Source organism: Haloferax sp. KTX1 (assembly GCF_902410085.1).
Taxonomy (GTDB): Archaea; Halobacteriota; Halobacteria; order Halobacteriales; family Haloferacaceae; genus Haloferax; species Haloferax massiliensis.
The window spans coordinates 190,836-216,149 of record NZ_CABPRH010000002.1 but is presented as its reverse complement, the minus strand read 5'-3'; the positions used below and the strand labels follow the sequence as shown (position 1 = coordinate 216,149).

The window sequence follows — 25,314 nt, the reverse complement described above, 5'->3', positions numbered from 1 at the left end:
GGTGCTTCGCGCCTCCTTCGCCGGTTCGTCCTACATCGGCGTCTTCGCTCGCGCGACCGACGACGCGCTGTTGGTCCGCCCGGACGCCGACGACTCGCTCGCCGAGCAGATGGCCGAGGAACTCGACGTGCCGCTGGTCAAGACGACCGTCGGCGGGTCGGGTACGGTCGGTGCGTTAGCGACGGGTAACGAGAACGGACTTCTCGTGTCGAGCCGCGCGACGTCCCGCGAGAAGGAGGCCCTCACCGACGCCGTGGACCTCCCGGTCTACGAGCTTCCCGGTCGCATCAACGCCGCCGGCAACGTCGTTCTCGCGAACGACTACGGCGCGTACGTCCACGCGGAGCTCTCCGACGAGGCCGTTTCGGCCGTCGAGGAGGCGCTGGAGGTCCCCGTCGAACGCGGCGACCTCGCCGACGTTCGGACCGTCGGGACGGCCGCCGTCGCCAACAACCGCGGCGTCCTCTGTCACCCGAAGTCGCGCGAGCCCGAACTCGAAGCGCTCGAAGCGCTGCTCGACGTTCGCGCCGACATCGGCACCATCAACTACGGCGGCCCGCTCGTCGGCTCCGGCCTCGTCGCCAACGACGAGAGCTACGTCGTCGGCGAGGACACGACCGGCCCGGAACTGGGTCGCATCGAAGACGCCCTCGATTACATCGACTGAGGGCCTCGCGACCCCCCGTTTTTCGCTTCAGTTTCGCTCCGAGTAGGAAGACCTTTCCCGCTCGCCACCCGACCGACGTGCATGAGCCAGTTCATTATCACGGGCAGCTTCACGAGCCGTGGCGTCGTCCACGAGTTCACGAAGACTGTCGAAGCGCCGAACGAGAACGTCGCGCAGGAACGCGCCTTTTCGCTCATCGGGAGCGAGCACGGAATCAAGCGCACGAAGGTCGAGCTCAACGAGGTGTCCGCGGCATGATGGGCGGCGGTCAGCAGCAACTCCAGCAGCTCTCCCAGGAGCTTCAGGCGCTCGACGAGGAGATCGAAGGGCTCGAAGCCGAGGTCTCGGACCTGAACGACGAGAAAGACGAGATCGACGAGGCCGTCGAGGCCATCGAAACGCTCGAAACGGGCTCGACGGTGCAGGTGCCCCTCGGCGGCGACGCGTATCTCCGCGCCGAAGTCCAGGACATCGACGAGGTCGTCGTCTCCCTCGGCGCGAACTACGCCGCCGAGCAGGAACAGAGCACGGCCATCGAGACCCTGCGACGCAAGCAGGACGCGCTCGACGAGGAGATCGCGAGCGTTCGCGGCCAGATCGAAGAGCTCGAAGAGGAGAGCGACGAGATCGAAGAGCAGGCGATGCAGGCCCAACAGCAGATGCAGCAACAGCAGATGCAGCAGATGCAGCAGATGCAGGGCGAGGGCGGCGACGGCGACGACGAGTAAGGTAACCCCAACCTCCTACTATTCAGATGTTCGACGGACTGAAGAAGAAACTCAACCGCTTCCGTAACGACGTTGAAGAGACCGCCGAAGAGAAGGCCGAGGCGGCCGCCGACGAGGCCGAAGCCGACGCGGAAGCGGAATCAGCACCAGCAGACGCGGCGGTCGACCCCGAGGCGTCCGAACCCGCTGCTGCCGCCCCCGACGCCGACACCGACGCCGTCGGCGACGCGGACGCCGGGTCCGAAGCCGACGCGGTCGACGCGGCCGACGCTCCTGCGGACGCCGAACCGGCGACCGAACCGGAGTCCGCGCCCGAACGGGACGCGGCGACCGCGGAGGTCGAAGCCGAAGCCGCGGCGGCGGCGACGGCGACGCCGGCCGGCGACTCGACCGATACCGATGCGGACACGGTCGACGAGCCGACCGGCGAGCCGGCGGCCGACGAGGCCGAACCGCGCGCGTCGCTCGCCTCCGACGCCGCGAAGGCGGCGCTGTCCGAGGAGGACGGCGACGATTCGTCCGGTCCGGGCCGGCTCCGCCGCGCCGCCGCGTTCGCCACGGGGAAGGTCGTCATCGAGGAGGAAGACCTCGAAGACCCCCTCTGGGAGCTTGAGATGGCGCTCCTCCAGAGCGACGTCGAGATGCAGGTCGCAGAGGAGATTCTCGAAACCATCCGCGAGAAGCTCATCGGCGAGACGCGAAAGCAGGTCCAGAGCACCGGCCAACTCGTCTCCGAGGCGCTCCACGACGCGCTGTACGAGGTCATCAGCGTCGGGCAGTTCGACTTCGACCAGCGAATCGCCGAGGCCGACAAACCGGTGACGCTCATCTTCACCGGCATCAACGGCGTCGGGAAGACCACGACCATCGCCAAACTCGCCCGCTACTTCGAAAAGCAGGGCTACTCGACGGTGCTCGCCAACGGCGACACCTACCGCGCCGGCGCGAACGAGCAGATCCGCGAGCACGCGGAGGCGCTCGGCAAGAAGCTCATCGCCCACGAGCAGGGCGGCGACCCGGCGGCGGTCATCTACGACGGCGTCGAGTACGCCGAGGCCCACGACATCGACATCGTCCTCGGCGACACGGCCGGTCGGCTCCACACCTCGAACGACTTGATGGCGCAGTTGGAGAAGATAGACCGCGTCGTCGGCCCCGACCTCACCCTCTTCGTCGACGAGGCGGTCGCCGGGCAGGACGCGGTCGAACGCGCCCGGCAGTTCAACGACGCGGCCGCCATCGACGGCGCGATTCTGACGAAGGCCGACGCCGACTCCAACGGCGGCGCGGCCATCTCCATCGCGTACGTGACGGGCAAGCCCATCCTGTTCCTCGGCGTGGGACAGGGCTACGACCACATCGAGAAGTTCGACCCCGAGCGGATGGTCGACCGCCTGCTCGGCGAAGACGAGTAATCGGACTCGGTCCGTCGCTTTTTTCTCCCGGCCGCCTCACTCCAGTACGAGCGCGCCCCCGAGCAGCAGCATCGTCCCCGCGCCGACGTAGTTCAGCGCGCTCGCGAGCCGCGTCTCTGCGAGCCTCGCCCCGAGTCGGTCCGCGCCGAGCGCGACGACAGAGAGGTACAGCGCCGTGAGGGCGGCGTAGGTCGCGCCCAGACTCGCCATCCGCATCCCGGCTTCCGCGCCTTGGCCGGCGAACCCGGGGAGGAACGCGAGGAAGAACAGCGCGACCTTCGGGTTGAGCGCGTTGACGAGGACGCCGCGCCGAAAGCTCGCTCCGGCGTCGGCCTCGACCGAGGGGTCGAACTCGTCGTTTCGGAGGGCGGTGACGCCGAGGTAGCCCAGATACGCCGCGCCAAGGTACTTGAGCGCCGCGGCGGCCTCGGGGACGGCCCGGAAGAGCGCCGCCGCGCCGACCGTCGCCAGAAGCGTGTGAAACAGGACGCCCGTGGCGATACCGAGCGCCGACCGGACGCCCGGCCCGCGACCGTCGAGGCCGCGGGCGAGGACGTACATCGTGTCGGGGCCGGGCGCGAGGACGAGCGCGACCGCCGCCCCGCAGAACCCGAGATAGGTCGCGGCGTCGAGTCCGAACGCGAGCGTCGTCATCGCGCGAGCCTACGATTCGTCGCGGCAAGTAGCTCAGGGGTTCGGACTCGGAACCACCTGGTTGCGGAGCGCGGGCACGCCGCCCTCGGACGCCGACGCCAGCCGCTCGACGTTCTCCGCGAGGATGTCGGCGACCCGCGTCCAGTAGTGCGGCGTGTGGCCGGAGACGTGCGGGGTGATGTAGACGTTCTCGAACCCCCACAGCGGGTGGTCCTCGGGAAGCGGTTCGGGCTCCGTCACGTCGAGTGCGGCGGCGCGGAGGCGGTTGTCCCGGAGGTTCGACACGAGCGCGTCGGTGTCGACGACCCCGCCGCGCGCGACGTTGACGAGGACGGCGTGCGTGGGAAGCGCGTCCAGCGCCCGGCTGTCGATGAGTCCGCGCGTCTCGTCGGTCAGCGGGCACGCGACCACGAGGAAGTCGGTGCGGACGAGCGCCGATTCGAGGTCGTCGAAGCCGAGCACCTCGTCGGTCGGGCCGCCCTTTTCCGGCGTGTAGCGGACGCCGATGGTCTCGACGCCGAACGCGTCGAGTCGCTCGACGACCGCCTGCCCGATGGCACCGAGGCCGACCACGGTGGCCGTCGACCCCTGCAACTCGCCGTACGACTGGAAGCGCCGCCACTCGCGGCGTCGCTGGCGGCGGAGCCCCTCGTCCAGCCGGCGGGTAATCATGAGGAGCCAGCCGAGGACGTGTTCGGCGATGTTGGGGCCGTGGACGCCGGAGGCGTTGGTGACGACGACGCCGCGCTCGCGGAGCGCCGCCAGCGGGAGGTGGTCGTAGCCGGCGGCCGCCCCGGCGAACAGTCGGAGTTCGTCGGCGGCGTCGAGCACGTCGTCGGGGAGCGACGTGCCGGTGATAATGGTCGCGTCGCGGGCGGCGTCGAGCGTTTCGGCGGTCGTCTTCGGGTGGCGAACCGTCGCGTCGGGCAGGCGCTCGTGGAGGGCCGCGGCGTACTCCGACGCCGGCAGTCCGTGCGTGGGGCGGTCGAGGACGAGAATCGTGGTCATCGAGTGCGCTGTCGGGGGCCGAGCCGATAGGTGTTGGCCCCGAACGCGACGGATAAAGCCTTTACCGGCGCGACGGCGTAGGAACGCACAATGGTACTCGACAATCTCGGGAGTTCCCTCCGCGGCAGTCTCGATAAGCTGCGCGGGAAGTCCCGCCTCGACGAGGACGACGTTCAGGAGATCGTCAAGGAGATTCAGCGCTCCCTGCTCTCCGCCGACGTCGACGTCAGCCTCGTCATGGACCTCTCGGACTCTATCAAGACCCGCGCGCTCGAAGAGGAGCCGCCGGGCGGCACGAGCGCGCGCGACCACGTCCTGAAAATCGTCTACGAGGAACTCGTCGACCTCATCGGCGAGTCGACGGAGATTCCGCTCGAATCGCAGACCATCATGCTCGCCGGTCTCCAGGGCTCGGGGAAGACGACCACCTCCGCCAAGATGGCGTGGTGGTTCTCGAAGAAGGGGCTTCGCCCCGCGGTCATCCAGACCGACACTTTCCGCCCCGGCGCGTACGACCAGGCCAAGCAGATGTGCGAGCGCGCCGAGGTCGACTTCTACGGCGACCCCGACTGCGACGACCCGGTCCAAATCGCCCGCGAGGGGCTCGAAGCGACCGAGGACGCCGACGTGCACATCGTCGACACGGCCGGTCGCCACGCGCTCGAAGACGACCTCATCGACGAGATCGAGGAGATAGAGGGCGTCGTCCAGCCCGACCTGAACCTGCTCGTCCTCGACGCGGCAATCGGGCAGGGCGCGAAAGAACAGGCCCAGCAGTTCGACGAGTCAATCGGCATCGGCGGCGTCGTCATCACCAAACTCGACGGGACGGCGAAGGGCGGCGGCGCGCTGACCGCCGTCAACGAGACCGACTCGTCTATCGCCTTCCTCGGCATGGGCGAGACGGTCCAGGACATCGAGCGCTTCGAGCCGAACGGCTTCATCTCCCGGCTGCTCGGGATGGGCGACCTGAAACAGCTCTCCGAGCGCGTCGAACGCGCCATGTCCGAGACCCAGGCCGAAGACGAGGACTGGGACCCCGAGGAGATGATGAAGGGGAACTTCACCCTCAAGGACATGCAAAAACAGATGGAGGCGATGGACAAGATGGGGCCGCTCGACCAGGTGCTCGACATGATTCCGGGCTTCGGCGGCGGCATCAAAGACCAGCTTCCGGACGACGCCATGGACGTGACGAAAGACCGGATGCGCGCGTTCGAGGTCATCATGGACTCGATGACCGAAGCGGAACTGGAGAACCCCCGAAAGGTCGGCGCGTCCCGCGTCAAGCGTATCGCGCAGGGGTCGGGACAGGACGAGGAGACGATACAGGAACTGCTCGAACAGCACCGCATGATGGAACAGACCATCAAGCAGTTCCAGAACATGGGCGACGGCGACATGCAGCGCATGATGAAGAAGCTCCAGAACCAGGACGGCGGCGGCGGTATGGGCGGTCTCGGCGGTATGGGTCCGTTCTGAACCACCGCGCGATCTTCTCGCCGCGCTTTCTGCGCTTGCCCGCGCGATTCTCGCCTCGCCGCGATACCGCCGACTTTTAACGCTCGGGGCCGTCGCACCCCACAATGACCGTGCGAGACGTGGCGGTCGAGGCCTACAAGGAAGCCTTGCCCGCGCTCGCGGCCAGCCTCGTCGGCGGCCTCATCGCCGGCGTCGTCCTCGGTGGGATGCGGGCCGAACTCCGGGCGGTTCCGGGACTTCTCGTGCTCGTCCCCGCGCTCTTGGCGACCCGCGGCAACGTCTACGGCTCGCTCGGCGCTCGCATCGCCACCGCGCTCCATCAGGGGCTCATCGAACCCCGCGTCACCGGCGGCGACGAGCGCCTCCGGGCGGCCGCGACCGCCGCGCTCGCAAACGGCGTGCTCACGAGCACGTTCGCCGCCGTCGTCGCGTTCTTCCTCCTCACGTTTCTCGGCAGTCGGGTCGCGCCGCTCCCGATTCTCGTCGGCGTCGCCATCGTCGCCGGCCTGCTGTCCGGCATCGTCCTGACCGTCGTCGTCGTCAGCGTCGTCTTCGCCGGGTATCGCCGCGGGCGCAACCCCGACACCATCGTCGGCCCGGTCGTGACGACCACCGGCGACGTGTTCGGTATCCTCTTTCTGCTCATCGCCGTCAGAACCGTCCTCGCCGTCGCGGGGGTGTTCTGAGTGCCGACCGAGTGGACCGTCCGCGCCATCACGCGGGCGATGCTCCCGGTGTTGCTCGTGCTCACGCTCGTCGAACTCGGCAGCGGCCTCGTCCTCGGGAGCTTCGAGGCGCAACTGTTCCGCTACCCGTCGCTTCTCGTGCTCGTCCCCGTCACCATCGGGACCGCGGGGAACCTCGGGAGCGTCCTCGCGGCGCGGCTGTCCACGTCGTTCCACCTCGGGACGCTCTCGTTTTCACCCCGCGACGACGAACTCGCGGGTAACGCCGTCGCCACGGTCGCCCTCGCGGTGACGGTATTTCCCGTCATCGGCGCGGGCGCGTGGGTCGCCACCCTCCTCGTCTCCGGCGACACGTCGCTCGCCCTGCGGATGGTCGTCCTCGTCGCCTTATCGAGCGGGATTTCGCTCGCCGTTCTCGCGGTCGTCGTGACGTTTTCCGCGACGTACGTCGCCTACCGGTTCGGTCTCGACCCCGACGACGTGGTCATCCCCGTCGTCACCAACGTCTGCGACGTGCTGGGCGTCGTCGTCCTGTTCGGAGTCGCGCAGGTGCTCGTCTGAGCCCGATGCTCGAACCGCCTCCCGCCGACCGACGCCGATTAGTTCGCTCGGCACCGACCGTCGGTCGTGCAGTCGTCGGCCGTCCTCCCGGTGCTGTTCGAGGTGCTCCCGCGAGTCGCGCGCATCGCCGCCTACATCGCCGCGGGCGTCTTCGCCGCGAACCTCGTCGTCGCCTTCGGCCTCGTCGAGCGCATCGCCGGCCTCTCGCGGTATCTGACGAGCCCCGCGAACCTCCCGGACGAGGTCGGGACGGCCATCGTCACCACCGCCGCCTCGACGACGGCGGGCTACGGAATGCTCGCGGAGTTCCGCGAGTCGGGCGTCCTCGACGACCGGGCGACGCTCGTCGCCGTCACCATCAACACGTTCTTCGGCTTCGTCCAGCACATCTTCACGTTCTACTGGCCGGTGCTCATCCCCATCCTCGGCCGCGAGGTCGGCTTCATGTACGTCGGCGCGCGGGCGGCCATCGCGCTCGCCATCACCGCGACCGGCGTCGTCGCCGGCGCGGTGCTCCTTTCTGACCGTAACACGACCCCGGTCGCGGTCGCCGAGACCGACGGCTCGGGCGGCGTGGTCGATGCGGCCGCCGGCGCGGGTGACTCCGCCGACGCGGGCGACACCGACGGCTCCCTCCGCGAGGCGGTCGAAGACGCCGCTCGGAGCACGTGGACGAAGCTTCGGCGCATCGTTCCGCGGCTGGCGGTCGTCTACGTGGTCGTCACGCTCCTGCTTCGGACGACCGACCTCGAATCGTTCGCGGCGCTCGCCAGTCCGCTGACGAACCTCGTCGGCCTGCCCGGCGCGGCCGTCCCCGTCGTCGTCGCCTTCGCGTTCGACACGACGACCGGCGCGGCGACCATCGCGCCGGCCATCGGCGAGACGTTCACGCCGAAACAGGCCGTGGCGACGATGCTCATCGGCGGCATCATCTCCTTCGCCGTCTCGACGTTCAAGCGGTCGATTCCCTTCCAGTACGGCATCTGGGGCCCCGAGTTCGGGTCGAAGGTCATCGCCGTCAACACGGGGCTGAAAATCGTCTTCATCGCCCTCGCGGTGGCGCTGCTGGTCGCCTGAGTGGCGAGAAAACGGCGTCTCAGCCTCGGTTTCGGCTCCGGTTTAGCGGTCGTTCGGGTCCACCGGTCGCCCGTCCTCGGTCGGCGGCGCGATGTAGTCGATGACCTCGTCGACGGAGGGGTCGCGGACGGTCACGTGCACCTCGATGTCGCCGAGTTCGTCGGGGTTGCCGACGGAGAAGTTGACGACGCCCTTGAACGCGGCCTGTTTTTTCAGCGCGAACGAGAAGCCGTCGTCGTCCCGGCGCTTTGCGAACTCGCGGCGGGCGGTGTCGAGGATGGCCTGCTCGTGGAGGCGCTCGGAGAAGCGCTCCAGTTCGTGGGTCTCGCCGACGAGTTTTCCGGGTTCGTGGTCGAGTTCGACGCCGGGGAAGATGTTCTCGACGGCGTCGCCGACGCGGTCCGTCACCTCGGTGTCGCGGACGGGCACCTCGATGCGGACGTCGACGCTGTAAACCATGCTCACGCGTCGGCCTCCGCGACCGCTTCCGGCCCTTCTTCGAACAGCTTCGCGATGGTCTCGCGGTATTCCGCCAGCGTGCCGGTGTTCTGGATGACCACGTCGGCGCGGTCCATCGCGTCGCCCATCCCGAAGTCGAGTTCGCGGCGCTCGCGCTTTTTGAGCGCCTCCACGTCGGTGTCGCTGTCGTCGCGGTCGCGGTCGAGCAGGCGCTCGGCGCGCGTCTCGAACGGCGCTTCGACGCTCACGAGGACGAAGTCGTCGCCGAACGCCTCCCGGAAGCGGTCGAGTTCGACGCCCGACCGAAGCCCGTCGACGACCACCACGTCGTTCGATTCGAGGTGGTCTTCGACCATCGGCAGGGACCGCGCGGCGATGGCGTCGTCGCCCTCCTCCTCGCGGAGCGCGGTCGCTATCTTCCCGTGGTCCGTCGCGGGGTCGAGGCCGCGCTCGCGACACTCCTCGCGGATGACGTCGCCCATCGTCACGACGGGCACGCCCGCTTCGCGGGCCACCTCGGCGAGTTCGCCCTTGCCGCTTCCCGGCAGGCCGACCGTCCCGATGACTCTCATAGCCGGTGTTACCGCGTTGGCGCTGTTAAAGCCTCCCTTCACGTCGCTTCGGGTGGCGGGTTTTCGTCTTCCCTCACTGCTCTACCCCACCCCGCTGCTTTTCGCCTCGGCCCGCGTACTACGCGTATGTCTCAGCGTTCGTTCGTGGTCCGCGCCATCTGGTTCGTCTTCGTCGGCTGGTGGGCGACGCCCGCCGTCGTCAACGTCGCGTGGTTCCTGAACGCGACCGTCATCGGCATCCCGCTCGGCGTCGCGCTCATCAACCTCGTGCCGACGGTGCTCTCGTTGAAAGAGCCGAAATCCCGGCTCGAACCCGACTCGTCTCGGGGCCAGCGGTCAATCATCGTTCGGGCCGTCTACTTCGTGTTCGTCGGCTGGTGGCTGAGTTGGGTCTGGGCGAACGTGGCGGTGCTGTTCACGCTCACCATCATCGGCCTCCCGGTCGGCATCTGGATGCTCAACCGGCTCCCTGCGGTCACGTCGCTGTACCGGTTCGACGGGTAGGTCGGGACGGGTAGAACCCGATTCGTTTTTCTTGCAGGGCCGGTTTGTGGGCATCGAGGGCGCGTAGCTCAGTCGGACAGAGCGTCGGACTTCTAATCCGATGGTCGCGGGTTCGAATCCCGTCGCGCTCGCTCGTCGCCTTCGGCCCGTCGCGCTCTTTTGGTTGGTCGTCGCGCTCTTTTGCTGTCTGCTCCGTCGCGCTCTGTTGCTGTGACTGTCCGCCGAGCGACAGCGTCGGCGGTCTCGCCTTCTCCAGCCCTAAACTGTCTCTGTTCTCGACGACTATCGGAGCCTGCTCCCGGGTAGTCGTTGGCCAGTCGAGTTAGAAAGACAACATTTTCTTGGTCGGGAGGTACGATACACTTCCCATGGACGTTCTCGGCATCGTCGCCGCGGCGGTCGTCTTCGGCGTCGCCGCCTACAATTTCGCGACGAGCCTCGACGGCCGATTCGCGAGACCCCTGTTCGGTAGTCTGGGACTCGTCGCCGCGACGCTCTACGTCATCGACAGATTCGGCATCGCGGCGTCGCTCGGACTGGACGTCGCCCGCGGCCTCCAACTCGTCGCGGCCCTGCTCGTGGTGTCGGCGCTAGTCGATTTCCTCGCTCGTCGCGCGGGTGCAGACGCTTCCGAATCGTCGTGAACGCCGCGATTCGCCGTTATTCTCAATACGTGACGGCGAATTGTCTCTTGTATGGTTTTCGCGTCCGACTCCCCGTTCGGAGGTCGGTTCGAACAGACGATAGACGACGCGGTCGTCTACGGCGACGCCGAGATGGAGTCCGTGCTGCACGAGGGGCCGGTTCGCGTGCTCGTCAACGGCTGGGTCGAGGTCCCGGGCGGCCGGTATCTCTCCCCGCACGCGGTCCACCACATCGACGCGCGAGCCTCCGAGTGACGCCGGTTCTCAGACGACTGCCAACTCCCGACCGCATTCGGGGCACTCGTCGTCGACGATAGTCACCGGCGCGTCGCAGTCCGGACAGAACTCGCGGTAACACGCCCTGTCTCCCATACGTACCGCTACCACGGGAACGGTGGTGAACGTTGGGGCGAACCGGAGGAACGAGCGTCGGCTCGACGGTCACTCGTCGTCGACGTCTTTTCCCGGGCCGGCGAAGTTCGCGCCGAGTTCGGTACCGTAGCGCCGGGCGTAGACGCCGGGGACCGCGAGGAGGTCGTCCGGCGGGCCAGACTCCACCACGACGCCGCCGTCGGCGACGTGGACGCGGTCGGCGTCGCGGACGGCGGCCGCGCTATCGGTCGCCACGACGAGCGGGGCGCCGGCCCGCCGCATCGCGGCGAGGGTCGCGCGGAGGTTCGACGGGGAGGCACTACGGGGCGCGCGGACTACGAGGCTGACACCGGGGAGGAGCGTCGTCGCGAGCGCCGCCGCCTCGGAGATGCGGGGTGCGACGACGGCCAGAAACGGCGGTCGATTCGCGGGCGTGGCCGCGTCCGAGGCAGCGGCGTCCGCCGAGGGCTCGGGAGAGGACATACACGCTGATAGAGGCTGTCACCGGAGATAAGTATAGAGACGAGTACCGGCGTTTCACGAACCGTTCCGGACGTTTTATAGATATTTGTCAACTTCTGTTGCGAATCAGTCACCGATACGACCGCCGTCTCGCGGCGTCAGACGACGGCACGATGCGGGCGCTCGATTAACGGCGTCCCAACCGACGCGTGGGTTGACAAAGCAGACGCTAACGGGCGTGAAGCCGCAAAAAACAGCGTGAATTCGGCCGACGATTCGAGTCGATGCGAGGTCAGGGTGTGGGTGTGTGGTGGCCTACTGGGGCGCTCACATTGCGCCGCCCATGCCGCCCATACCGCCCATGCCACCCATGCCGCCGCCCATGCCGCCGGGCGCGCCGCCCTCGTCGTCGTCGCCGCCGGTCTGGCCACCGGAGAGGTCGCCAGCCGCGATGACGTCGTCGATGCGGAGAATCATGACAGCGGCTTCGGTCGCGGACTCGATAGCCTGGGTCTTGACGCGGAGGGGCTCCACGACGCCCTCTTCTTCCATGTCGATGACCTCGCCCGTGTAGGCGTCGAGGCCGGCTGCGAACTCGCCGCCGTCGTGGCGCGAGCGCAGGTCGACGAGGGAGTCGATGGGGTCGAGACCGGCGTTCTCGGCGAGGGTGCGCGGGACGATGTCCAGCGCCTCGGCGAACGCCTCGACGGCGAGCTGCTCGCGGCCGCCGACGGAGTCGGCGAACTCGCGGAGCTGCAGGGAGAGCTCCGTCTCGGGAGCGCCGCCGCCGGGGAGGACCTTCCCGTCTTCGAGCGTCGTGCGGACGACGCCGAGGGAGTCCTCGATGGCGCGTTCGAGCTCGTCGACGACGTGTTCCGTGCCGCCGCGGAGGATGAGCGTGACGGACTTCGCATCCTCGACGTCCTCGACGAAGATGCGCTCGTCGCCGCCGACGTCCTTCTGTCCGACGGAGCCGGCGAAGCCGAGGTCGTCGGCCTCGATGTCGTCGAGACTGCTGACGACGCGGCCGCCCGTCGCGCGGGCGAGACGCTTGAGGTCGGAGGACTTCGTGCGGCGGACCGCGAGGATGCCCTCCTTGGCGAGGTAGTGCTGGGCCATGTCGTCGATGCCGTCACCGACGAAGACGGCGTCGGCGCCGACCTCGACGAGCTTGTCGACCATTTCCTTCAGCTGTTTTTCTTCCTGGTCGAGGAACTGCTGAAGCTGGTCGGGGTCCGTGACGTTGACTTCCGCGTCGATTTCCGTCTCGCGGACTTCCAGCGCGTCGTCGAGGATGGCGATGTTCGCGTCCTCGACGGCGTAGGGCATGTTCTCGTCGACGCGCTCCTTGTCGACGATGACGCCTTCGACGAGTTCGGAGTTGTCGATGGTGCCGCCGACGACCTTCTCGATGGAGACGTTGTCCGTGTCGATGCCGCCTTCGTCCTTGACGGCCAGCACGGCGTCGACGACGAGCTCGGCGAGCAGGTCCTTCGCGGACTCCGCGCCCTTGCCGGTCATCGCCGTCGCGGCGATCTTCTGGAGGGTCTCGCGGTCGTCCTCCGTGACCTCGATGGCGTTGTCTTCGAGGACTTCCTTGGCCTTCTCGGCGGCCTGGCGGTAGCCCTGCGCGACGGTCGTCGCGTGGACGTCCGATTCGAGGAGCTCCTCGGCCTGGTCGAGGAGTTCGCCGGCGATGATGACGGCCGTCGTCGTGCCGTCTCCGACCTCGTCCTCCTGGGTCTCGGAGACTTCGACGATCATGTTGGCCGCGGGGTGGTCGATGTCCATCTCCTTGAGGATGGTGACGCCGTCGTTCGTGACGACGACCTGCCCGCCGGAGTCGACGAGCATCTTGTCCATCCCCTTGGGGCCGAGCGTCGTGCGTACGGCCTCTGCGACGGCCTTCCCGGCCGTGATGTTCATCGATTGCGCATCCTGTCCGGATGTGCGCTGCGAGTCTTCGCCCAGAATGATCATGGGCTGACCCTGCTGCATTCGCTGGCTCATAGTCATCGCCTGATTGTTTGTGATTCTATAAAAAAGCTTCGCTTATTGGTATGTCAAAACGCAACACGGTGGGGCGGTCGTGTCCCGTCGAGGGCGGTCGATTTTGCGGGTTTATCCCCGGTTTCCGGCGGGTCGCCTCGCCAGTCTCGAAGCGGGCGCGGTGAAAAGACGATGCGGGCGAGTGCCGTGTCGGCGGTGGACTCGTCGGCGGTGGCGTCTCAGTTGTTCTGCCGGACGTTGAATCCCTGGGTCAGTTCGTTGTGCTTCCGTTCGAGGAAGGAGTACACCGCGCCGTGGGGCGCGCCGTCGAGAATCATCTCGACGGCACGGCGGACGGCCTCGACCTCCTCGGGCTGGCCGATGATACCGAGCGTCGAGCCGTAGATGACCACGTCGGCACCCGTCAGCTCTTCCATGAGTTCGCGGGTGCGGCCGTTCTCGCCGATGAGGCGGCCCTTCTGCCGCCGCATGTCGTTTTTGTTTCGGGTGTGCCGGTCGATATCGATGAGTTCGAACATCATCATGTCGTCGTCGAGGAGCGCCATCGCGTCCTCCGGGGCGAAGCCGCGGCCGACCGCTCGGACCACGTCGGGAGCGACCATGCCGAGCACGGGGTCGCCGACGCTGTCGATGGCGACGCTGCCGTTCTCCGAGTCCACGTCGAGTCGGACTTCCGCGCGACTCTCTATCTCTCGGAGCGTCGAGCCACCTTCGCCGATGAGAACACCGATACGGTCCTGCGGCACCTTGACGTGCTGCATATCACTCGATACCCGTCGGAGTGGTTTAAGCGTTCGCTCGGCGGGTCGCCGCGTGTCTCGGTCTCACACCCGTCTCGCGGCGGGTCTGTGTCGCTACTCGTCTTCGTCGTCCTCGTCGGCCGTGACGAACTCGTACAGCGAGTCGCCGTCGGCGTCGGCCCCCTGCCGGCGGAAGAAGTTGGCCACGTTGCGGCAGTCCCGCCGGAGGAACTCCTCGGCGTTGGGGTGGTGGACCGTGACGGCCTGCCCGAGGTCGATGACGACGAGTTCGCCGCCGTGGATGATGAGGTTGTACTCCGAGAGGTCGCCGTGGACGAGACCGGCGCGGTGGAGTCGGCGCATGTACTCGCGGACGACCTCGTAGGCGGTCTGTGGGTTCTCGACGCGAACCTCCGAGAGCCGTCGCGCCCGGTCGTCGACGACGCCGACGAGTTCCATCACGAGGACGTTCCGCTGGACCGCGATGGGCTTCGGCACGCGCACGCCGGCGCGCTGGGCGCGTTCGAGGTTGGCGAACTCCTTTCTGACCCACGCGCGGACGACCTGTCCCTTGTCGTGGCCGATGTTCTCGAAGCGCGGGTCGCCTTCGAGGTAGTCGCGCATGTGCCGGAAGTCGGAGGCGTTGATGCGGTATATCTTGACCGCCACGTCGGTGTCGTCCTCGCCGAGCGCCTCGAAGACGTTGGCCTCCTTGCCCGTCGAAATCGGGCCGCCGAACGCGTCGATGTGCCCGTCTTGGACGAGTTTGTAGATGGCGGCGAAGGTCGCGTCGTCGAACACCGACTGCTCGACTTTGAACTGGTCGGCGTCCTTCAACCGCATCCGGAACTCGTCGAAGTCGCGGTCCTTGCGGCGCGCGATGCGGTCCGCCTCGTCGTCGGAGACGTCTATCTCCTCCCACTCGTCGCCGAACGCCTCGCCCTCCTGGGGTTCGACCATGCCGAACTCGTCAGTCATTGGACTAGGGCTACGGGAGACGAGATGAAAAGGGCACAGGCTCCGGGTTCGGCGTCGTTCGGGGGACAATCAGGCGCTGTCTCGGGCGCGTTACTGGATGTGGCCTTCGCGGCGGAGCTGGTCGGCCTCGGACTTCTCGTAGCGCCACGACACGTCGGCCTTCTCGTCCTGCCAGTCCCACGGTTCGACGAGCACCACGTCGTCCTCTCGAATCCAGATACGCTTCTGCATCCGTCCGGGAATGCGAGCGGTCCGCTCGACGCCGTCGGCACAGCGGACGCGAATACGATTGGCCCCGAGCATGTTCGTCACGACGGCGAACACTTCGTCGTCGTTCGGCATTCGAAGGTCTCGGCGGCTCTCGTTCTCGTCGTCGCTCATGCGCGAGCGTTCGACGTGGGCATGGTTAAATCCGCCGACGTTCGGCCGGTAGGAAGCGTCCGACGGAACGACGCGTTTAGGGCGGTCCCGAAACGCCGTCGTGATATGCTCGACAAACTCGGTGCGAAAGGCATCGCCGGCGTCGTCTCGTTGCTCTTGGGTATCGGTATCGTCGCCTCTCAGGCACCCGTCGTCGCGGCGGGGCTCGCGTTCGTCGTCGCCGGACTCGGCCTCGTCGCCAGCGGCCTCGCCGAGGGCGTCATGAAGATGTTCGGGATGGCCTGACGACGCCGCGACTCCCGTTCTCTCCTCACTCCGCGATCTTCGCGCGACCCGGTTCGATGAGTTCGTCGAGGTAGTCGGCGAGCGCGCCCTTCGCGTCGGCCGGGTGGAGTTCGCCGGATTCGAGGTCGGCCGCCAGCGACTCGTAGTCGTCGTAGTCGAGGTTCCCGCCGTACTGCTCGGGGCGCTCGACGACGACCCGCTCGAAGCGCGGGAAGACGTGGTACTCGAAGATTTGGAGGACGGGGTTCTCGCGTTCCTCGCCCTCGTCGGTCGGGTCGGGGTCGGCCGTCGGCGGGCAGAACGCGCCGTTGACCTTGTCTTCGATGTCCTCGGTGGTGTCCTCCATCGAGATGGTGACGCCGGCCGAGGAGGACATCTTGCCGATGCCTGTCCCGAGGTCCGCGATGAGCGGCGTGTGCATGCAGGTCGGCGACTCCTCGCCGATGCTCGGGAGCGTGTCGCGGGCGAGCATGTGGACCTTGCGCTGTTCCATCCCACCGATGGCGAGGTCCACGTCGAGGTAGACGATGTCGAGCGCCTGCATGATGGGGTAGACAGCCTGCGCGACGGTGACGCCGTCGCCGCTTTTGATTTCGGCCATAGCGCGCTCGGCGCGCGAGAGCGTCGTCTCAAGTTCGAGCGCGTGCAGGTCGAGGACGTAGCTCTCGTCGAGCTGGTACTCCGAGCCGAGGACGAACTCCGTCTGGCTCTCGTCGAGTCCGTAGGCGATGAACTGTTCTTTCATCCGCTCGGCCGTCTGGCGGATCTCCTCGAAGGTGCCCTTGCCGTTGAGGTAGGCGTGTACGTCCGCGAGGAGGACGACTACCTCGAAGCCCGCCGCTTGGAGATCGATGAGCTTGTTGGCGGTGAGCATGTGACCGATGTGGAGGACGCCGGAGGGCTCGTAGCCCACGTACGCTCGCTTGCCCTCGGGGTCGTCGGCCAGCGCGCGCACTTCGTCCTCCGTGACCACTTCGGAGGCGTTCCGAGTGATCAGGTCGTATGCGTCCATATCTGTTCGGAGTCGGGGACGTGGGATATGACTTCTGGAAGCCGCTCGCGGGCGAAACGGACAACACCCACCGGTCCCAACACCGGGTGATGTCCGACTCAGGAACCACGACGCGTGCGCCCGCAATCATCTTCGCCGCGCTCATCCTCGTCGTCTTCGGCCTGCTCGCGGTGATGTGGGCGTCGGTCCGCGGCGGCGACCTCCTCCCGTACATCCTCGGCTTCGCCGTCTACTTCCTCGCCGTTCACGTCTACCTGCCGTACCGGGTCCACAAGGACGCGACGCTCAAAGGGCGAAACGCGACGTTCTGGGCCGTGCTCGCCTTCCTGGTCCCGCTCGTCGGGGTGGCGCTGTACTTCGTGGTGGCCGTCGTCGTCGGCGGCGACGCGACAGACTGAAAGTCCGACTCGACGCTATCCGCGCCGGTTCTCGGCGCGGTGTTCGGAGATTATCTGGTCGACCATCTCCTCACGCTGTTCTTTCTGTCGTTCTTCCGCCCGCGACTCCCAATCGGCGATGGCGGACTCGACCTCTGACTCCTTCGCCACGGCGAGTTCGTCTATCTCCCGTATCGTCACGCCGTCGGCGGGCGCGACCGGAATCTCGGCCTCGAACAGCACCTCGTCCGCGACCTCCGAGAGATTGCCCGACCGGAGGACGACCTTGGGGTCGAACTCGGCGAGTCGCTCGGCGGTCGTTCGCCCGGCCCCGCTGGCGTCGCGGAGGTAGACCACGTCGCCGGCGGCGATGCCGTACTCCTCGACGGTGTGGTCGAGCGCGCCGTTGGTGAACTGCTCGACGATTTTGACCGGCACTAAGTTGCCGTCGGCGTTCACGTCCGCGAAGTTCGAGTGGTCGAGCTTCCACAGCGACTTCAGCTGGTCGAGCTTGTCCGCGAGCTCCGCCTTGTCGGATTCGAGCGATTCGACCGTCCGCTCTAACCGGCCGTTCTCGCGTTCGAGCCGGGTGACCTCGCGGCGCTCGCGGGCCTCGCGGCGCTCCTCGCGGCGGGCGTCGGAGAGCTCCTCCTTGTACTCCTCGATGGTCTCGTCTTTCTCCTCGATGGTCGATTTCAGGTCCTCGACGTGCGATTCGAGGCGCTCGACCCGCGACCGCAACTCCCGAATCTCGCGTTCCTCGGGCGTGAGTTCGGGTTCCTCGTGGGCTTCCTCGTCGGCGTCGTCGCCGCCGGATTCGCCCCCGTCGTCGTCCATCTCGCGGAGGACGGCCTCGACCGACTCCTCGCTCCCGAGGACGCGGGCGATGACCTCCTCTCGGTCCACGTCGGCGGGCACCTTCCGGGAGATGCGCTCGAACTGGTCTTCGTGGTCGTCGAAGGCGAACAGCGCCGCCGCGAGGGCGTCGCGCTCGTGGTCGTTGTCGTAGTCGACCTCGCGGGTCCGGTGGAGCTTCTCGTCCACCGGGATGTCGCTCGCGGGGGCCCAGCCGGCGGCGTCGAAGCTCCGGCGGAACTTCTCGACCGTCTCGGGCATCGGCTGGACGTCGGCGGCGACGAGGCTGGGTCGCCCGCGCTCGATGAGCCACTCGATGACGGCGGCGGTGTCGGCGGTGCGCGTCGAGTGCACGTCGAGGACGCGCCCGTCGAGGCCGACGACGGCGACGGCGGTGGTCGTGCCGGGGTCGATACCGACGATGACGCGGTCGCGGCGCTTCACGAGCGGTTCGAACTCGATGCCGTCGCGGCGCTCGCGCTCGATTTCGACGCGGGTGTCCCCCGAGCGGTGGGTGGACACGGGGATGTCCTCGGGCCGCGCCTCGACGGTAAACAGCGCCTGCGAGTAGCCGCCGTACTTCTCGGTCACGTCCCGCTCGTAGTCGAGGTTGGCCTCCTTCAGCGCGGACTCGACCTCGCGGGACTGCTGTTTGACCGACCCGTGGATGCGGCGCGTGTAGCGGTCCTGACTCCACCCGCCCTTGCCGGTCGAGCGGCCGCGAGAGACCTTCACGGTCGTCGTGTTCTCGAAGGCGGCGACCTCGTAGCCGACGTTGCCGAGGGCGAGGCGCGCCGCGGCCTCGGCCTCCTTCATCGGGTCTTTGCCGTAGGGGACGCCGTGGCGCGAGGCGACCCGAGACAGGGGTTCCGGGCGTTCTGCGCCGGTCACTTGCACCAACTGCGTCCCGTGGGGAAGCCACCGCAGGAAGCGGACCAAATCGTCCTTGTCGGTCGCCAACTCGTACATGTTGTCCGTGGCGACGACGCGCGGTTCGTCGCGCTCGATGAGTCGGCGTAACTTGCGGAAGGAGACCACGTCTCGTTCGATTCGGACCTCGTCTGACTCGGTGTCTCGGGTGTCCAACACGACCAGCGCGTACGACGGCGAGTCGCCGCGGATATCGCCGCTCTGGATGTCGACGCCGAAGACGACCGAGTCGAGCGCACTCGTCCGGTCGTTCACGACGGCGACTAGGGCCGCGCCGAATATATACTCCACGCCGGTGACCGGTCTCGACTCGGTTCGGGTCGCGCGTTTGCGCGACGTTCGTCCGTCGACTCCAGAGAACCCCCGACTTACACGAAACAAACAAGTCTCAGCTATTTGAAATGGAACTGATGAGTTCTGATATCCCCGACCCGCCGTCGGTGACTTCCCGGTCGCTGACGCGCATCGCCCTCATCGGTGTCGTCGCCCTCCTGCTTATCGCCGCCCCCATCGCCGGGCTCCTCGCGTGGGAACCCGTCGAGGAGGGGAACGTCAAGGTCGTCAAGAAGTGGGGCGCGACCACCGGCACCGTCTTCGAACCCGGCGCGCACTTCGTCAACCCCGTCTCGCAGTCGACCTCGTCGCTGTCGGTGCGACCGCAGTCGTACACGATGTCGTCGTCGACGAGCGAAGGCGACAGGCGGGGCGACGACGCCATCACGGTCCTGACCGAAGACGGTCTCCGGACGGACATCGACGTGACCGTCCGCTACCGCATCGACGCCGGGCAGGCGGTCGAGTTCTACCGCAACTACCGGACGCTCGCCACCGCCGAGGAGCGCCTGATTCGCCCGTCGATTCGGTCGGTGCTCCGGACCGAGGCCGGTCGGCTCCCCGTCACCGTCATCTACACCGGCGAGGGCCAGACCCAACTGAAGGCCGCCGCCGAGAAGGAACTCGCCGAGGAGTTCGCCGACGACGGCCTCATCCTCGAAGCGGTGCAGGTCCGCAACGTCGAACTCCCCGCCGAGTACGCCCAAGCGGTCGAACAGAAGGAAATCACCGAACAGCGCCGCCAGCAGAAGCAGGACGAACTCGCCGTCGAGGAGCTGGAGGCCGAGCGCAAGCGCATCGAGGCACAGGGGCAGGCGGACGCCAACCGCATCCTCGCGGAGTCGCTGTCCGACGAGGTGCTGGCCCAGAAGTACATCGAGAAGCTCGACGAGACGGACACCGTCTACATCCCGGTCGGCGACGGCGGCTACCCGCAGTTCGTCCGGTCGCTCGATAACGACGGCTCGTCCTCGTCGGGGTCGTCCGGCGGTTCGTCAGCCGGTTCGTCGTCGGACGCGTCCTCGGCGTCGTCGAGGTCGTCCGCCGGCTCGTCCGGCTCCGAAAACGAGACGAGCGCCTGACGCGCCGATGCGTCTCCTCCGCGAACTGGCCGTCGCGGTCACGTTGCTCGTCATCGTCGGCGTCCTCGCGCGCTCCGGCGTCGGTCGGTTCGTCCTGCCGGTCGTCGGCCTCGCGGTCGCCGCGGCGCTCGTGGCGCTCCTGTCCAAACGGCCGGCGTACGCACGGACGGCCGTCGGCCCGCGGACGAGAATCATCGAGTCGGCCGTCGAGTCCGCGGACGTCGCCTGCGTCGAGTGCGGGTCGCCCGCGACGACGCGCCGGCGCTACGTCCGCGAGTGGGTCGTCCTCGGGGTTCCGGTCGTCCTCCTCGACGACGGCGAGAACCCGGTCTGCGACGCCCACCGGGACTGACCCCCCTCGTTTTTTGGCTCGGCGGCCCGTTCAGCGGCCGCTCAGACGAGTCTCCCCTCCGAGACGAACTCGACGCGCCCGCCGACGCGGACCGTCACCTCGTCGCCCCGGTCCTCGGCTTCGAGGTGGAGGTGCGACGGCCGACCCATCTCGTAGCCCTGCTCGACCGTGACCTCGACCTCGTCGTCGAAGTAGCGATGGCGGGCGAGATAGCCGGCGAAACAGCCGTTCGCGCTCCCGGTCGCGGGGTCCTCGGCGACGCCGTGGCCGGGCGCGTACATCCGCGCCGCGAAGTCGTTCGCGTCGTCGCGGGGGTCCGGACAGAACAGAAAGAGGTTCTCGACCCCCACGTCGTCGAAGAACGACCGGTACGCCGGGGTAAACACCTCGCTCCGGGCGAGCGCGTCGCGGTCGCGGAGCGGCACCATCACCGCCGGGAGGCCGGTCGAGACCACTTGTATCGGCCAGTCCGCGTCGAAGTCGGCCGCGCCGAGCGACAGCACCTCCGCGAGCGTCTCGCGGTCGAGTTCCGCGCCGAATTCCGGCGCGTTCTGCGTCATCCAGTACTGCTCGCTGTCGCTTCCGTCGGACCGAACCTCGACCGAAATCGGACCGACGCCGAGGTTCAGCGTCACCTCGTCGCCCGCGCTGAAGTGCTCGCGGAGGACGGCGGCCGTCCCGAGCGTCGGGTGTCCAGCGAACGGAATCTCGCCGTCCGGCGTGAAGATACGAACGTCGTAGCCGTCGTCGGGCGACCCGCCCTCGATGAACGTCGTCTCCGAGAAGTTCGTCTCGTTGGCGAGCGCGGCCATCTGGTCGGAACTGAGCGCGTCCGCGTCCTCGAAGACGGCGAGCTGGTTCCCGGCGTACTTCGCCGTGGCGAACACGTCGACGGTGTGGAAGGCGTTCTGCGGCACACCGACGGGTGTGCGCGGGCGGGAGAAAAGCGTACCGCGGCTCCGCGGGCTACTCGCCGGTCTCGGCTCCGCCGCCGTCGCTGTCGGCGTACGGAACCTCCAGTTTTTGCCCGTCTTCGGCGACGAACGCCTCGCCGTCGTAGACCTCGCGGGCCTGTTCGAGAAGCGGGCTCGGGTCGGCGGCGTACCGGGCGGAGACGTGCGTCAGCGCGAACCGCCGAACGTCGGCGTCGCGGGCGATTCGAGCGGCCTCGCGCGCGGTCGAGTGCGCGGTCTGTTTCGCCCGCTCGGCCTCCTCGTCGGTGAACGTCGCGTCGTGGACGAGCAGGTCGGCGTCGCGGGCGACCTCGACGGTCGAGTCGAGCGGGCGGGTGTCGCCGGTGTAGACGACGGTGCGGCCGGGCCGGGGGTCGCCGACGACCTGCTCGGAGCGCACGACGGTTCCGTCTTCGAGTTCGACGTCCTCGCCGGCGTGGAGGCGGCCGAACGCCGGGCCGACCGGGACGCCGAGTTCCTCTGCCTTCTCGCGGTCGAACCGGCCGGGGCGGTCGTCCTCGACGAGGGCGTAGCCGACGGAGGCGGTCCGGTGTTCGGTGTCGAACGCGCGGACCTCGTAGTCGTCGGCGCGGTAGGCGACGTTGCCGGGGCGGACCTCGTGGACGGAGACGTGAAAGCCGGGCTGGTAGCCGCCGGCGTGGACGAGTTTTTCGAGGTGGCGCTTGCTCCCCGGCGGGCCGTGGATGGCCAGCGAGGCGTCGCGGTCGTTGAAGTCGAGCGTCTGAATCAGGCCGGGGATGCCGAGGATGTGGTCGCCGTGGAGGTGGGTGACGAACAGGTGGCTGACGCCGAACCCGGTCCCGTAGCGCATCATCTGGCGTTGGGTGCCCTCCCCGCAATCGAACAGCAGGCGCTCGCCGTCGCGGTTCACGAGGAACGCGCTCGGCGCACGCGCCGTGGTGGGGACGGCCCCGCCGGTCCCGAGGAAGGTCGCGCGCATGGACATGCACCACACTGATACCGGCGGGACTAAACGTGCGTCGAATCCGTCGCGGCCTCGGCGCTCGCCCCACAGGGAATCCGACTCCGCCCGACGCCCCGGACCGACCGATTCTTACCCGACCGTCTGCTACCGGAGTCCAATGGACGCGCCGCTGTGGACCGAGACGCACGCGCCGGGGCTCGACGACCTCCCACAGCCGGAGGTCCGCGACCGCCTCCGACGCGCCGTGGACGAACCGATGAACCTCGTCGTGCAGGGCCCGCCGGGCGTCGGCAAGACCGCCGCCGTCCGCGCGCTGGCTCACGAGGCGCATTCGGACCCCGAAAACGACCTCATCGAACTCAACGTCGCGGACTTCTTCAACCGGACGAAAAAGCAGATTCGCGCCGACCCGCGGTTCGAGCAGTTCCTCGACGGCCGCAGTCGCATGGCGAAACGCGACATGATAAACCGCGTGCTGAAGGAATCCGCCAGCTACGCCCCCATGTCGGGCGAGTACAAGACCATCGTCCTCGACAACGCCGAGTCCATCCGCGAGGACTTCCAGCAGGCGCTCCGCCGCGTGATGGAACAGCACCACCGGACCACGCAGTTCGTCATCACCACCCGCCAGCCCTCGAAGCTCATCCCGCCGATTCGCTCGCGGTGTTTCCCCGTCCCCATGCCCGCGCCCGACGACGCGGCGCTCGAAGCCCTCCTCGCGGACATCCTCGACGCCGAGGGCGTCGACTACGACGCCGGCGGCCTCCAGTTCCTCACCGACGCCTCGAACGGGAACGTCCGCAAGGCCGTGCTCTCGGCCCAGCGGACGGCCACCGAGGCCGACGAGGTCACCATGTCAACGGTCCACGCCGCTCTCGGCGACGTCGGCTTCGACGACGAGCTGAAGACGCTCCTCATCAACGCCCGCGAGGGCGACATCAAGGACGCCCGCAAGACCCTCACGACGCTCCTCGACGACGAGGGCTACGAGGGACAAGAGCTCCTCCGCGACGTCCTCCGCGTCGCCGACTCGACGCCCGAGCGGTTCGCCGACGGCGAACTCGCCCGCCTGCACGAACTCGCGGGACAGGTCGACCTCGACATCTCGACGGGCCTCGACGACCGACTGCACCTCACCCACCTCCTCACGAGCTGGGGCGCGGACGTCCGCGGCGAGGCATAGATGCGGTTCGCACCCGGCTACCGACGGTTCGCGCTCCCCGCCTTCGTCGGCGCGGCGGTCGCGGCGGTCGTCTTCCCGCCGCTCGGGGCCGCACTCCTCGCAGTCGGCGCGTTCGTCCTCTGGTTCTTCCGCGACCCCGAGCGCTCGCCACCGGACGAATCGGGCGTCGTCGCCCCCGCCGACGGGCGCGTCTCAGTGATTCGCGTCGAGGACGGCCGCGTCCGCGTGGGTGTGTTCATGAACGTCACCGACGTGCACGTCAACCGCGCGCCCGTCTCCGGCGCGGTCCGAACCGTCACCCACCGCCCCGGAGCGCACAAACCGGCGTTCTCGAAGGACTCCGACCGCAACGAGCGCGTCGATATCGAACTCGACACCGACGAGGGCGACCACGAGGTGTCGCTCATCGCCGGCGCGTTCGCCCGCCGGATTCACTCGTACGTCGCGCCGGGCGACGAACTCGTCCGCGGGCAGAGACTCGGCCACATCGACTTCGGCTCGCGGGCGGACGTGCTGTTGCCGCCGGAGTACGGCTCCGACGACGTGGTCGTCGAGAAAGGCGGGTCGGTGCGGGCGGGCGAGACGGTGCTGGCTCGGCGGGAGTGATGCATCAACGTCTCCTGCTGTAATGACAAAGAATTAACACATGGGGCGCGTTGCGGGCGTCATGTCCTCCACAGTCCACGAACCGTCCCAGCCCTCCGCACGGACGCCGTCGCCGTGGTGGTACGGCGTCGCCCTGTTTCCGATTTCGGTCCTCCTCGGCGTCCTCATGTTTCTGGGCGCGTGGGGAGTCGTGCCCACCGGTCGATTCGCATCCGAGGCGATGATGCTCAGTTTCGTTGCCATCGTGATTATCGTGGACCTCATCGGCCTCCTCGTCGGTCTCTTGGTCACGATTTCGCTCGGTATCGACCTGTACGCGGTGCGGGAGTCGGCCGTGTCGTGGCGACCGAGTTGGCTCTGGGTCGGCGCGGGGCTGATTCACTTCGTCGGTGGTGTGTTTTCGCCCCTCTTCGTCGTCTCGGTACCCCTTCTGTCGTACTACCTGTACCGGCGGAGAACGCGCGTCGGGTCGCCGAGCTTCTGAGTCCGACGGTTCTCGCACCTCGACGTTCACGGGACCGGACGTCGCAGCATCATCGAGTGGACCGGACCGAACTCGCACAAGGCACTTACCATGATATCTGAATTATCGCTCATGCAGCGCAGACGGGTCCTCACGTCTCTCGGTTCGCTCGCTCTCCTCTCCGGGTGTCTCGGTAGTCCCTCCGCATCCTCGTCCGAAACGGAGACCGAGACGGCGACCACCACGGACGAGTGCGGGTGGCCGCAGTTCTGCGAGGGGTCAGAGATGGTCGAAGTCGCGGTCAGCGGCGGCTTCTCCGGCGAGGTGGTGTTGAAGCCCGCGTGCCGCGAGGGCGACGTCGAACTCTCGCCGGGCGAGACGGAGACGCTCACTCGGGAGGTCGACGCCGAGACGTGCGACGTGACGCTCCTCGTCGACGGCGAGGTGGCGTACGACGAGCGGATTCAGGACTACGAGTTCGTGACGCTACGGGTCGGCTCGGACGGCGAGGTCACCGTGGAAACTGTCGAGTTGTAG

Annotated in this window: 32 protein-coding genes and 1 tRNA gene; 20 read left to right on the top strand and 13 right to left on the bottom strand. The window is 67.8% G+C overall.

All coding sequences use genetic code 11. The features are described from left to right. The first annotated feature begins 1 nt into the window (after position 1). The 4 genes from FY251_RS05335 to ftsY all read left to right on the top strand — a co-directional run bounded on the left by FY251_RS05335 (position 2) and on the right by ftsY (position 2,810). The gene (locus tag FY251_RS05335; protein WP_148413779.1) at positions 2–667 is read left to right on the top strand and encodes a translation initiation factor IF-6; all 666 of its coding nucleotides are present in this window, start codon (positions 2–4) and stop codon (positions 665–667) included. A gap of 81 nt (positions 668–748) precedes the next feature. Further along, positions 749–925, top strand: coding sequence for a 50S ribosomal protein L18Ae (gene rpl18a, locus FY251_RS05330; protein ID WP_007275895.1), 177 nt, complete (start codon positions 749–751; stop codon positions 923–925). Then, on the top strand, positions 925–1,395 hold the full coding sequence (gene pfdA, locus FY251_RS05325) for a prefoldin subunit alpha (protein WP_148413946.1): 471 nt from the start codon (positions 925–927) through the stop codon (positions 1,393–1,395). Before rpl18a ends, pfdA begins: the two co-directional genes overlap by 1 nt. Positions 1,396–1,421: 26 nt before the next feature. Next, entirely contained in the window at positions 1,422–2,810 is a 1,389-nt protein-coding gene (gene ftsY, locus FY251_RS05320; RefSeq protein WP_148413778.1) for a signal recognition particle-docking protein FtsY, read from the top strand. A 36-nt stretch (positions 2,811–2,846) separates the two neighbouring features. On the opposite strand, the gene FY251_RS05315 is transcribed toward ftsY, so the two are convergent. Continuing rightward, positions 2,847–3,464 (bottom strand): LysE family translocator, encoded by a 618-nt coding sequence (locus tag FY251_RS05315; protein ID WP_148413777.1) that lies wholly within the window; start codon positions 3,462–3,464, stop codon positions 2,847–2,849. Between the two features lie 33 nt (positions 3,465–3,497). Then, the gene (locus FY251_RS05310) at positions 3,498–4,472 is read right to left on the bottom strand and encodes a D-2-hydroxyacid dehydrogenase (RefSeq protein ID WP_148413776.1); all 975 of its coding nucleotides are present in this window, start codon (positions 4,470–4,472) and stop codon (positions 3,498–3,500) included. A gap of 90 nt (positions 4,473–4,562) precedes the next feature. Between FY251_RS05310 and FY251_RS05305 the strand changes: the two genes are divergently transcribed. The 4 genes from FY251_RS05305 (at position 4,563) to FY251_RS05290 (ending at position 8,278) form a co-directional block, all read left to right on the top strand. After that, complete coding sequence (locus FY251_RS05305) at positions 4,563–5,954, top strand: signal recognition particle protein Srp54 (protein ID WP_148413775.1); 1,392 nt, start codon at positions 4,563–4,565, stop codon at positions 5,952–5,954. Between the two features lie 104 nt (positions 5,955–6,058). Next, the gene (locus tag FY251_RS05300) at positions 6,059–6,640 is read left to right on the top strand and encodes a magnesium transporter (RefSeq protein ID WP_004968882.1); all 582 of its coding nucleotides are present in this window, start codon (positions 6,059–6,061) and stop codon (positions 6,638–6,640) included. Further along, positions 6,641–7,201 (top strand): magnesium transporter, encoded by a 561-nt coding sequence (locus FY251_RS05295; RefSeq protein WP_148413774.1) that lies wholly within the window; start codon positions 6,641–6,643, stop codon positions 7,199–7,201. Between the two features lie 66 nt (positions 7,202–7,267). Next, positions 7,268–8,278, top strand: a complete 1,011-nt coding sequence (locus FY251_RS05290) for a nucleoside recognition protein (RefSeq protein WP_148413773.1) — start codon at positions 7,268–7,270, stop codon at positions 8,276–8,278. Between the two features lie 42 nt (positions 8,279–8,320). Here FY251_RS05290 and FY251_RS05285 read toward each other — a convergent pair whose 3' ends face one another. Both FY251_RS05285 and FY251_RS05280 read right to left on the bottom strand, forming a co-directional pair. Beyond that, on the bottom strand, positions 8,321–8,737 hold the full coding sequence (locus FY251_RS05285; protein WP_148413772.1) for an RNA-binding domain-containing protein: 417 nt from the start codon (positions 8,735–8,737) through the stop codon (positions 8,321–8,323). Positions 8,738–8,739: 2 nt separating this feature from the next. Next, positions 8,740–9,309 carry an AAA family ATPase gene (locus FY251_RS05280; protein WP_148413771.1) on the bottom strand — a complete coding sequence of 190 codons (570 nt, stop codon included), beginning with the start codon at positions 9,307–9,309 and terminating at the stop codon, positions 8,740–8,742. 126 nt (positions 9,310–9,435) lie between these two features. On the opposite strand from FY251_RS05280, the gene FY251_RS05275 reads away from it, so the two are divergent. The 4 genes from FY251_RS05275 (at position 9,436) to FY251_RS05260 (ending at position 10,712) form a co-directional block, all read left to right on the top strand. Continuing rightward, positions 9,436–9,813, top strand: a complete 378-nt coding sequence (locus FY251_RS05275; protein ID WP_148413770.1) for a YccF domain-containing protein — start codon at positions 9,436–9,438, stop codon at positions 9,811–9,813. 57 nt (positions 9,814–9,870) lie between these two features. After that, positions 9,871–9,944: transfer RNA gene (locus FY251_RS05270), tRNA-Arg, on the top strand. 237 nt (positions 9,945–10,181) lie between these two features. After that, a complete protein-coding gene (locus tag FY251_RS05265; RefSeq protein WP_148413769.1) occupies positions 10,182–10,457 on the top strand; it encodes a hypothetical protein in 276 nt (91 codons plus the stop codon). Between the two features lie 51 nt (positions 10,458–10,508). Further along, positions 10,509–10,712, top strand: coding sequence for a hypothetical protein (locus tag FY251_RS05260; protein ID WP_148413768.1), 204 nt, complete (start codon positions 10,509–10,511; stop codon positions 10,710–10,712). A gap of 186 nt (positions 10,713–10,898) precedes the next feature. Here the strand turns inward: FY251_RS05260 and FY251_RS05255 are convergent, their stop codons facing one another. The 5 genes from FY251_RS05255 to eif1A all read right to left on the bottom strand — a co-directional run bounded on the left by FY251_RS05255 (position 10,899) and on the right by eif1A (position 15,400). Next, the gene (locus tag FY251_RS05255; RefSeq protein ID WP_148413767.1) at positions 10,899–11,312 is read right to left on the bottom strand and encodes an ABC transporter ATP-binding protein/permease; all 414 of its coding nucleotides are present in this window, start codon (positions 11,310–11,312) and stop codon (positions 10,899–10,901) included. A gap of 306 nt (positions 11,313–11,618) precedes the next feature. Further along, positions 11,619–13,271: a thermosome subunit alpha gene (gene thsA / locus FY251_RS05250; protein WP_148413945.1), complete on the bottom strand. Its 1,653-nt coding sequence runs from the start codon at positions 13,269–13,271 to the stop codon at positions 11,619–11,621. 248 nt (positions 13,272–13,519) lie between these two features. Next, positions 13,520–14,062 carry a KH domain-containing protein gene (locus FY251_RS05245; protein WP_058568368.1) on the bottom strand — a complete coding sequence of 181 codons (543 nt, stop codon included), beginning with the start codon at positions 14,060–14,062 and terminating at the stop codon, positions 13,520–13,522. Positions 14,063–14,155: 93 nt separating this feature from the next. Further along, positions 14,156–15,019, bottom strand: a complete 864-nt coding sequence (gene rio1 / locus FY251_RS05240) for a serine/threonine-protein kinase Rio1 (RefSeq protein ID WP_148413766.1) — start codon at positions 15,017–15,019, stop codon at positions 14,156–14,158. A 90-nt stretch (positions 15,020–15,109) separates the two neighbouring features. Further along, positions 15,110–15,400, bottom strand: a complete 291-nt coding sequence (gene eif1A / locus FY251_RS05235; RefSeq protein WP_004045248.1) for a translation initiation factor eIF-1A — start codon at positions 15,398–15,400, stop codon at positions 15,110–15,112. A gap of 105 nt (positions 15,401–15,505) precedes the next feature. Here eif1A and FY251_RS05230 point away from each other — a divergent pair, with 105 nt between their 5' ends. Beyond that, a complete protein-coding gene (locus tag FY251_RS05230) occupies positions 15,506–15,685 on the top strand; it encodes a hypothetical protein (protein WP_148413765.1) in 180 nt (59 codons plus the stop codon). Between the two features lie 25 nt (positions 15,686–15,710). Here the strand turns inward: FY251_RS05230 and FY251_RS05225 are convergent, their stop codons facing one another. Next, positions 15,711–16,697: a tyrosine--tRNA ligase gene (locus tag FY251_RS05225; protein ID WP_148413764.1), complete on the bottom strand. Its 987-nt coding sequence runs from the start codon at positions 16,695–16,697 to the stop codon at positions 15,711–15,713. Between the two features lie 20 nt (positions 16,698–16,717). On the opposite strand from FY251_RS05225, the gene FY251_RS05220 reads away from it, so the two are divergent. Then, on the top strand, positions 16,718–17,095 hold the full coding sequence (locus FY251_RS05220; RefSeq protein WP_148413763.1) for an ATPase: 378 nt from the start codon (positions 16,718–16,720) through the stop codon (positions 17,093–17,095). Between the two features lie 15 nt (positions 17,096–17,110). On the opposite strand, the gene FY251_RS05215 is transcribed toward FY251_RS05220, so the two are convergent. Further along, positions 17,111–19,114 (bottom strand): DUF460 domain-containing protein, encoded by a 2,004-nt coding sequence (locus FY251_RS05215; protein WP_148413762.1) that lies wholly within the window; start codon positions 19,112–19,114, stop codon positions 17,111–17,113. 155 nt (positions 19,115–19,269) lie between these two features. Between FY251_RS05215 and FY251_RS05210 the strand changes: the two genes are divergently transcribed. After that, complete coding sequence (locus FY251_RS05210; protein WP_148413761.1) at positions 19,270–20,274, top strand: prohibitin family protein; 1,005 nt, start codon at positions 19,270–19,272, stop codon at positions 20,272–20,274. A gap of 7 nt (positions 20,275–20,281) precedes the next feature. Further along, entirely contained in the window at positions 20,282–20,626 is a 345-nt protein-coding gene (locus FY251_RS05205; protein WP_148413760.1) for a hypothetical protein, read from the top strand. A gap of 41 nt (positions 20,627–20,667) precedes the next feature. Here FY251_RS05205 and FY251_RS05200 read toward each other — a convergent pair whose 3' ends face one another. Together FY251_RS05200 and rnz are read right to left on the bottom strand one after the other, a co-directional pair. Further along, positions 20,668–21,543 (bottom strand): PhzF family phenazine biosynthesis protein, encoded by an 876-nt coding sequence (locus tag FY251_RS05200; protein WP_148413759.1) that lies wholly within the window; start codon positions 21,541–21,543, stop codon positions 20,668–20,670. A gap of 49 nt (positions 21,544–21,592) precedes the next feature. After that, positions 21,593–22,540, bottom strand: coding sequence for a ribonuclease Z (gene rnz, locus FY251_RS05195; RefSeq protein ID WP_187367352.1), 948 nt, complete (start codon positions 22,538–22,540; stop codon positions 21,593–21,595). Between the two features lie 142 nt (positions 22,541–22,682). On the opposite strand from rnz, the gene FY251_RS05190 reads away from it, so the two are divergent. The 4 genes from FY251_RS05190 (at position 22,683) to FY251_RS05175 (ending at position 25,314) form a co-directional block, all read left to right on the top strand. Continuing rightward, the gene (locus FY251_RS05190) at positions 22,683–23,708 is read left to right on the top strand and encodes an AAA family ATPase (RefSeq protein ID WP_148413757.1); all 1,026 of its coding nucleotides are present in this window, start codon (positions 22,683–22,685) and stop codon (positions 23,706–23,708) included. Then, positions 23,709–24,314, top strand: coding sequence for a protein sorting system archaetidylserine decarboxylase (locus FY251_RS05185; protein WP_148413756.1), 606 nt, complete (start codon positions 23,709–23,711; stop codon positions 24,312–24,314). 61 nt (positions 24,315–24,375) lie between these two features. Next, a complete protein-coding gene (locus tag FY251_RS05180; RefSeq protein ID WP_148413755.1) occupies positions 24,376–24,798 on the top strand; it encodes a hypothetical protein in 423 nt (140 codons plus the stop codon). A 111-nt stretch (positions 24,799–24,909) separates the two neighbouring features. Beyond that, positions 24,910–25,314, top strand: coding sequence for a hypothetical protein (locus tag FY251_RS05175; RefSeq protein ID WP_148413754.1), 405 nt, complete (start codon positions 24,910–24,912; stop codon positions 25,312–25,314).

Bases quoted from the DNA above. Each gene is read 5' to 3' on its own strand.
- FY251_RS05210 (WP_148413761.1), top strand. From the start codon at position 19,270: ATGAGTTCTGATATCCCCGACCCGCCGTCGGTGACTTCCCGGTCGCTG.
- FY251_RS05305 (WP_148413775.1), top strand. From the start codon at position 4,563: ATGGTACTCGACAATCTCGGGAGTTCCCTCCGCGGCAGTCTCGATAAG.
- pfdA (WP_148413946.1), top strand. From the start codon at position 925: ATGGGCGGCGGTCAGCAGCAACTCCAGCAGCTCTCCCAGGAGCTTCAG.
- FY251_RS05205 (WP_148413760.1), top strand. From the start codon at position 20,282: ATGCGTCTCCTCCGCGAACTGGCCGTCGCGGTCACGTTGCTCGTCATC.
- FY251_RS05310 (WP_148413776.1), bottom strand. From the start codon at position 4,472: ATGACCACGATTCTCGTCCTCGACCGCCCCACGCACGGACTGCCGGCG.
- FY251_RS05280 (WP_148413771.1), bottom strand. From the start codon at position 9,309: ATGAGAGTCATCGGGACGGTCGGCCTGCCGGGAAGCGGCAAGGGCGAA.
- FY251_RS05260 (WP_148413768.1), top strand. From the start codon at position 10,509: ATGGTTTTCGCGTCCGACTCCCCGTTCGGAGGTCGGTTCGAACAGACG.
- ftsY (WP_148413778.1), top strand. From the start codon at position 1,422: ATGTTCGACGGACTGAAGAAGAAACTCAACCGCTTCCGTAACGACGTT.
- thsA (WP_148413945.1), bottom strand. From the start codon at position 13,271: ATGATCATTCTGGGCGAAGACTCGCAGCGCACATCCGGACAGGATGCG.
- FY251_RS05245 (WP_058568368.1), bottom strand. From the start codon at position 14,062: ATGCAGCACGTCAAGGTGCCGCAGGACCGTATCGGTGTTCTCATCGGC.
- rpl18a (WP_007275895.1), top strand. From the start codon at position 749: ATGAGCCAGTTCATTATCACGGGCAGCTTCACGAGCCGTGGCGTCGTC.
- FY251_RS05230 (WP_148413765.1), top strand. From the start codon at position 15,506: ATGCTCGACAAACTCGGTGCGAAAGGCATCGCCGGCGTCGTCTCGTTG.
- FY251_RS05225 (WP_148413764.1), bottom strand. From the start codon at position 16,697: ATGGACGCATACGACCTGATCACTCGGAACGCCTCCGAAGTGGTCACG.
- rio1 (WP_148413766.1), bottom strand. From the start codon at position 15,019: ATGACTGACGAGTTCGGCATGGTCGAACCCCAGGAGGGCGAGGCGTTC.
- eif1A (WP_004045248.1), bottom strand. From the start codon at position 15,400: ATGAGCGACGACGAGAACGAGAGCCGCCGAGACCTTCGAATGCCGAAC.
- FY251_RS05315 (WP_148413777.1), bottom strand. From the start codon at position 3,464: ATGACGACGCTCGCGTTCGGACTCGACGCCGCGACCTATCTCGGGTTC.
- FY251_RS05300 (WP_004968882.1), top strand. From the start codon at position 6,059: ATGACCGTGCGAGACGTGGCGGTCGAGGCCTACAAGGAAGCCTTGCCC.
- FY251_RS05275 (WP_148413770.1), top strand. From the start codon at position 9,436: ATGTCTCAGCGTTCGTTCGTGGTCCGCGCCATCTGGTTCGTCTTCGTC.
- FY251_RS05190 (WP_148413757.1), top strand. From the start codon at position 22,683: ATGGACGCGCCGCTGTGGACCGAGACGCACGCGCCGGGGCTCGACGAC.
- rnz (WP_187367352.1), bottom strand. From the start codon at position 22,540: ATGCGCGCGACCTTCCTCGGGACCGGCGGGGCCGTCCCCACCACGGCG.
- FY251_RS05285 (WP_148413772.1), bottom strand. From the start codon at position 8,737: ATGGTTTACAGCGTCGACGTCCGCATCGAGGTGCCCGTCCGCGACACC.
- FY251_RS05185 (WP_148413756.1), top strand. From the start codon at position 23,709: ATGCGGTTCGCACCCGGCTACCGACGGTTCGCGCTCCCCGCCTTCGTC.
- FY251_RS05255 (WP_148413767.1), bottom strand. From the start codon at position 11,312: ATGTCCTCTCCCGAGCCCTCGGCGGACGCCGCTGCCTCGGACGCGGCC.
- FY251_RS05265 (WP_148413769.1), top strand. From the start codon at position 10,182: ATGGACGTTCTCGGCATCGTCGCCGCGGCGGTCGTCTTCGGCGTCGCC.
- FY251_RS05180 (WP_148413755.1), top strand. From the start codon at position 24,376: ATGTCCTCCACAGTCCACGAACCGTCCCAGCCCTCCGCACGGACGCCG.
- FY251_RS05175 (WP_148413754.1), top strand. From the start codon at position 24,910: ATGCAGCGCAGACGGGTCCTCACGTCTCTCGGTTCGCTCGCTCTCCTC.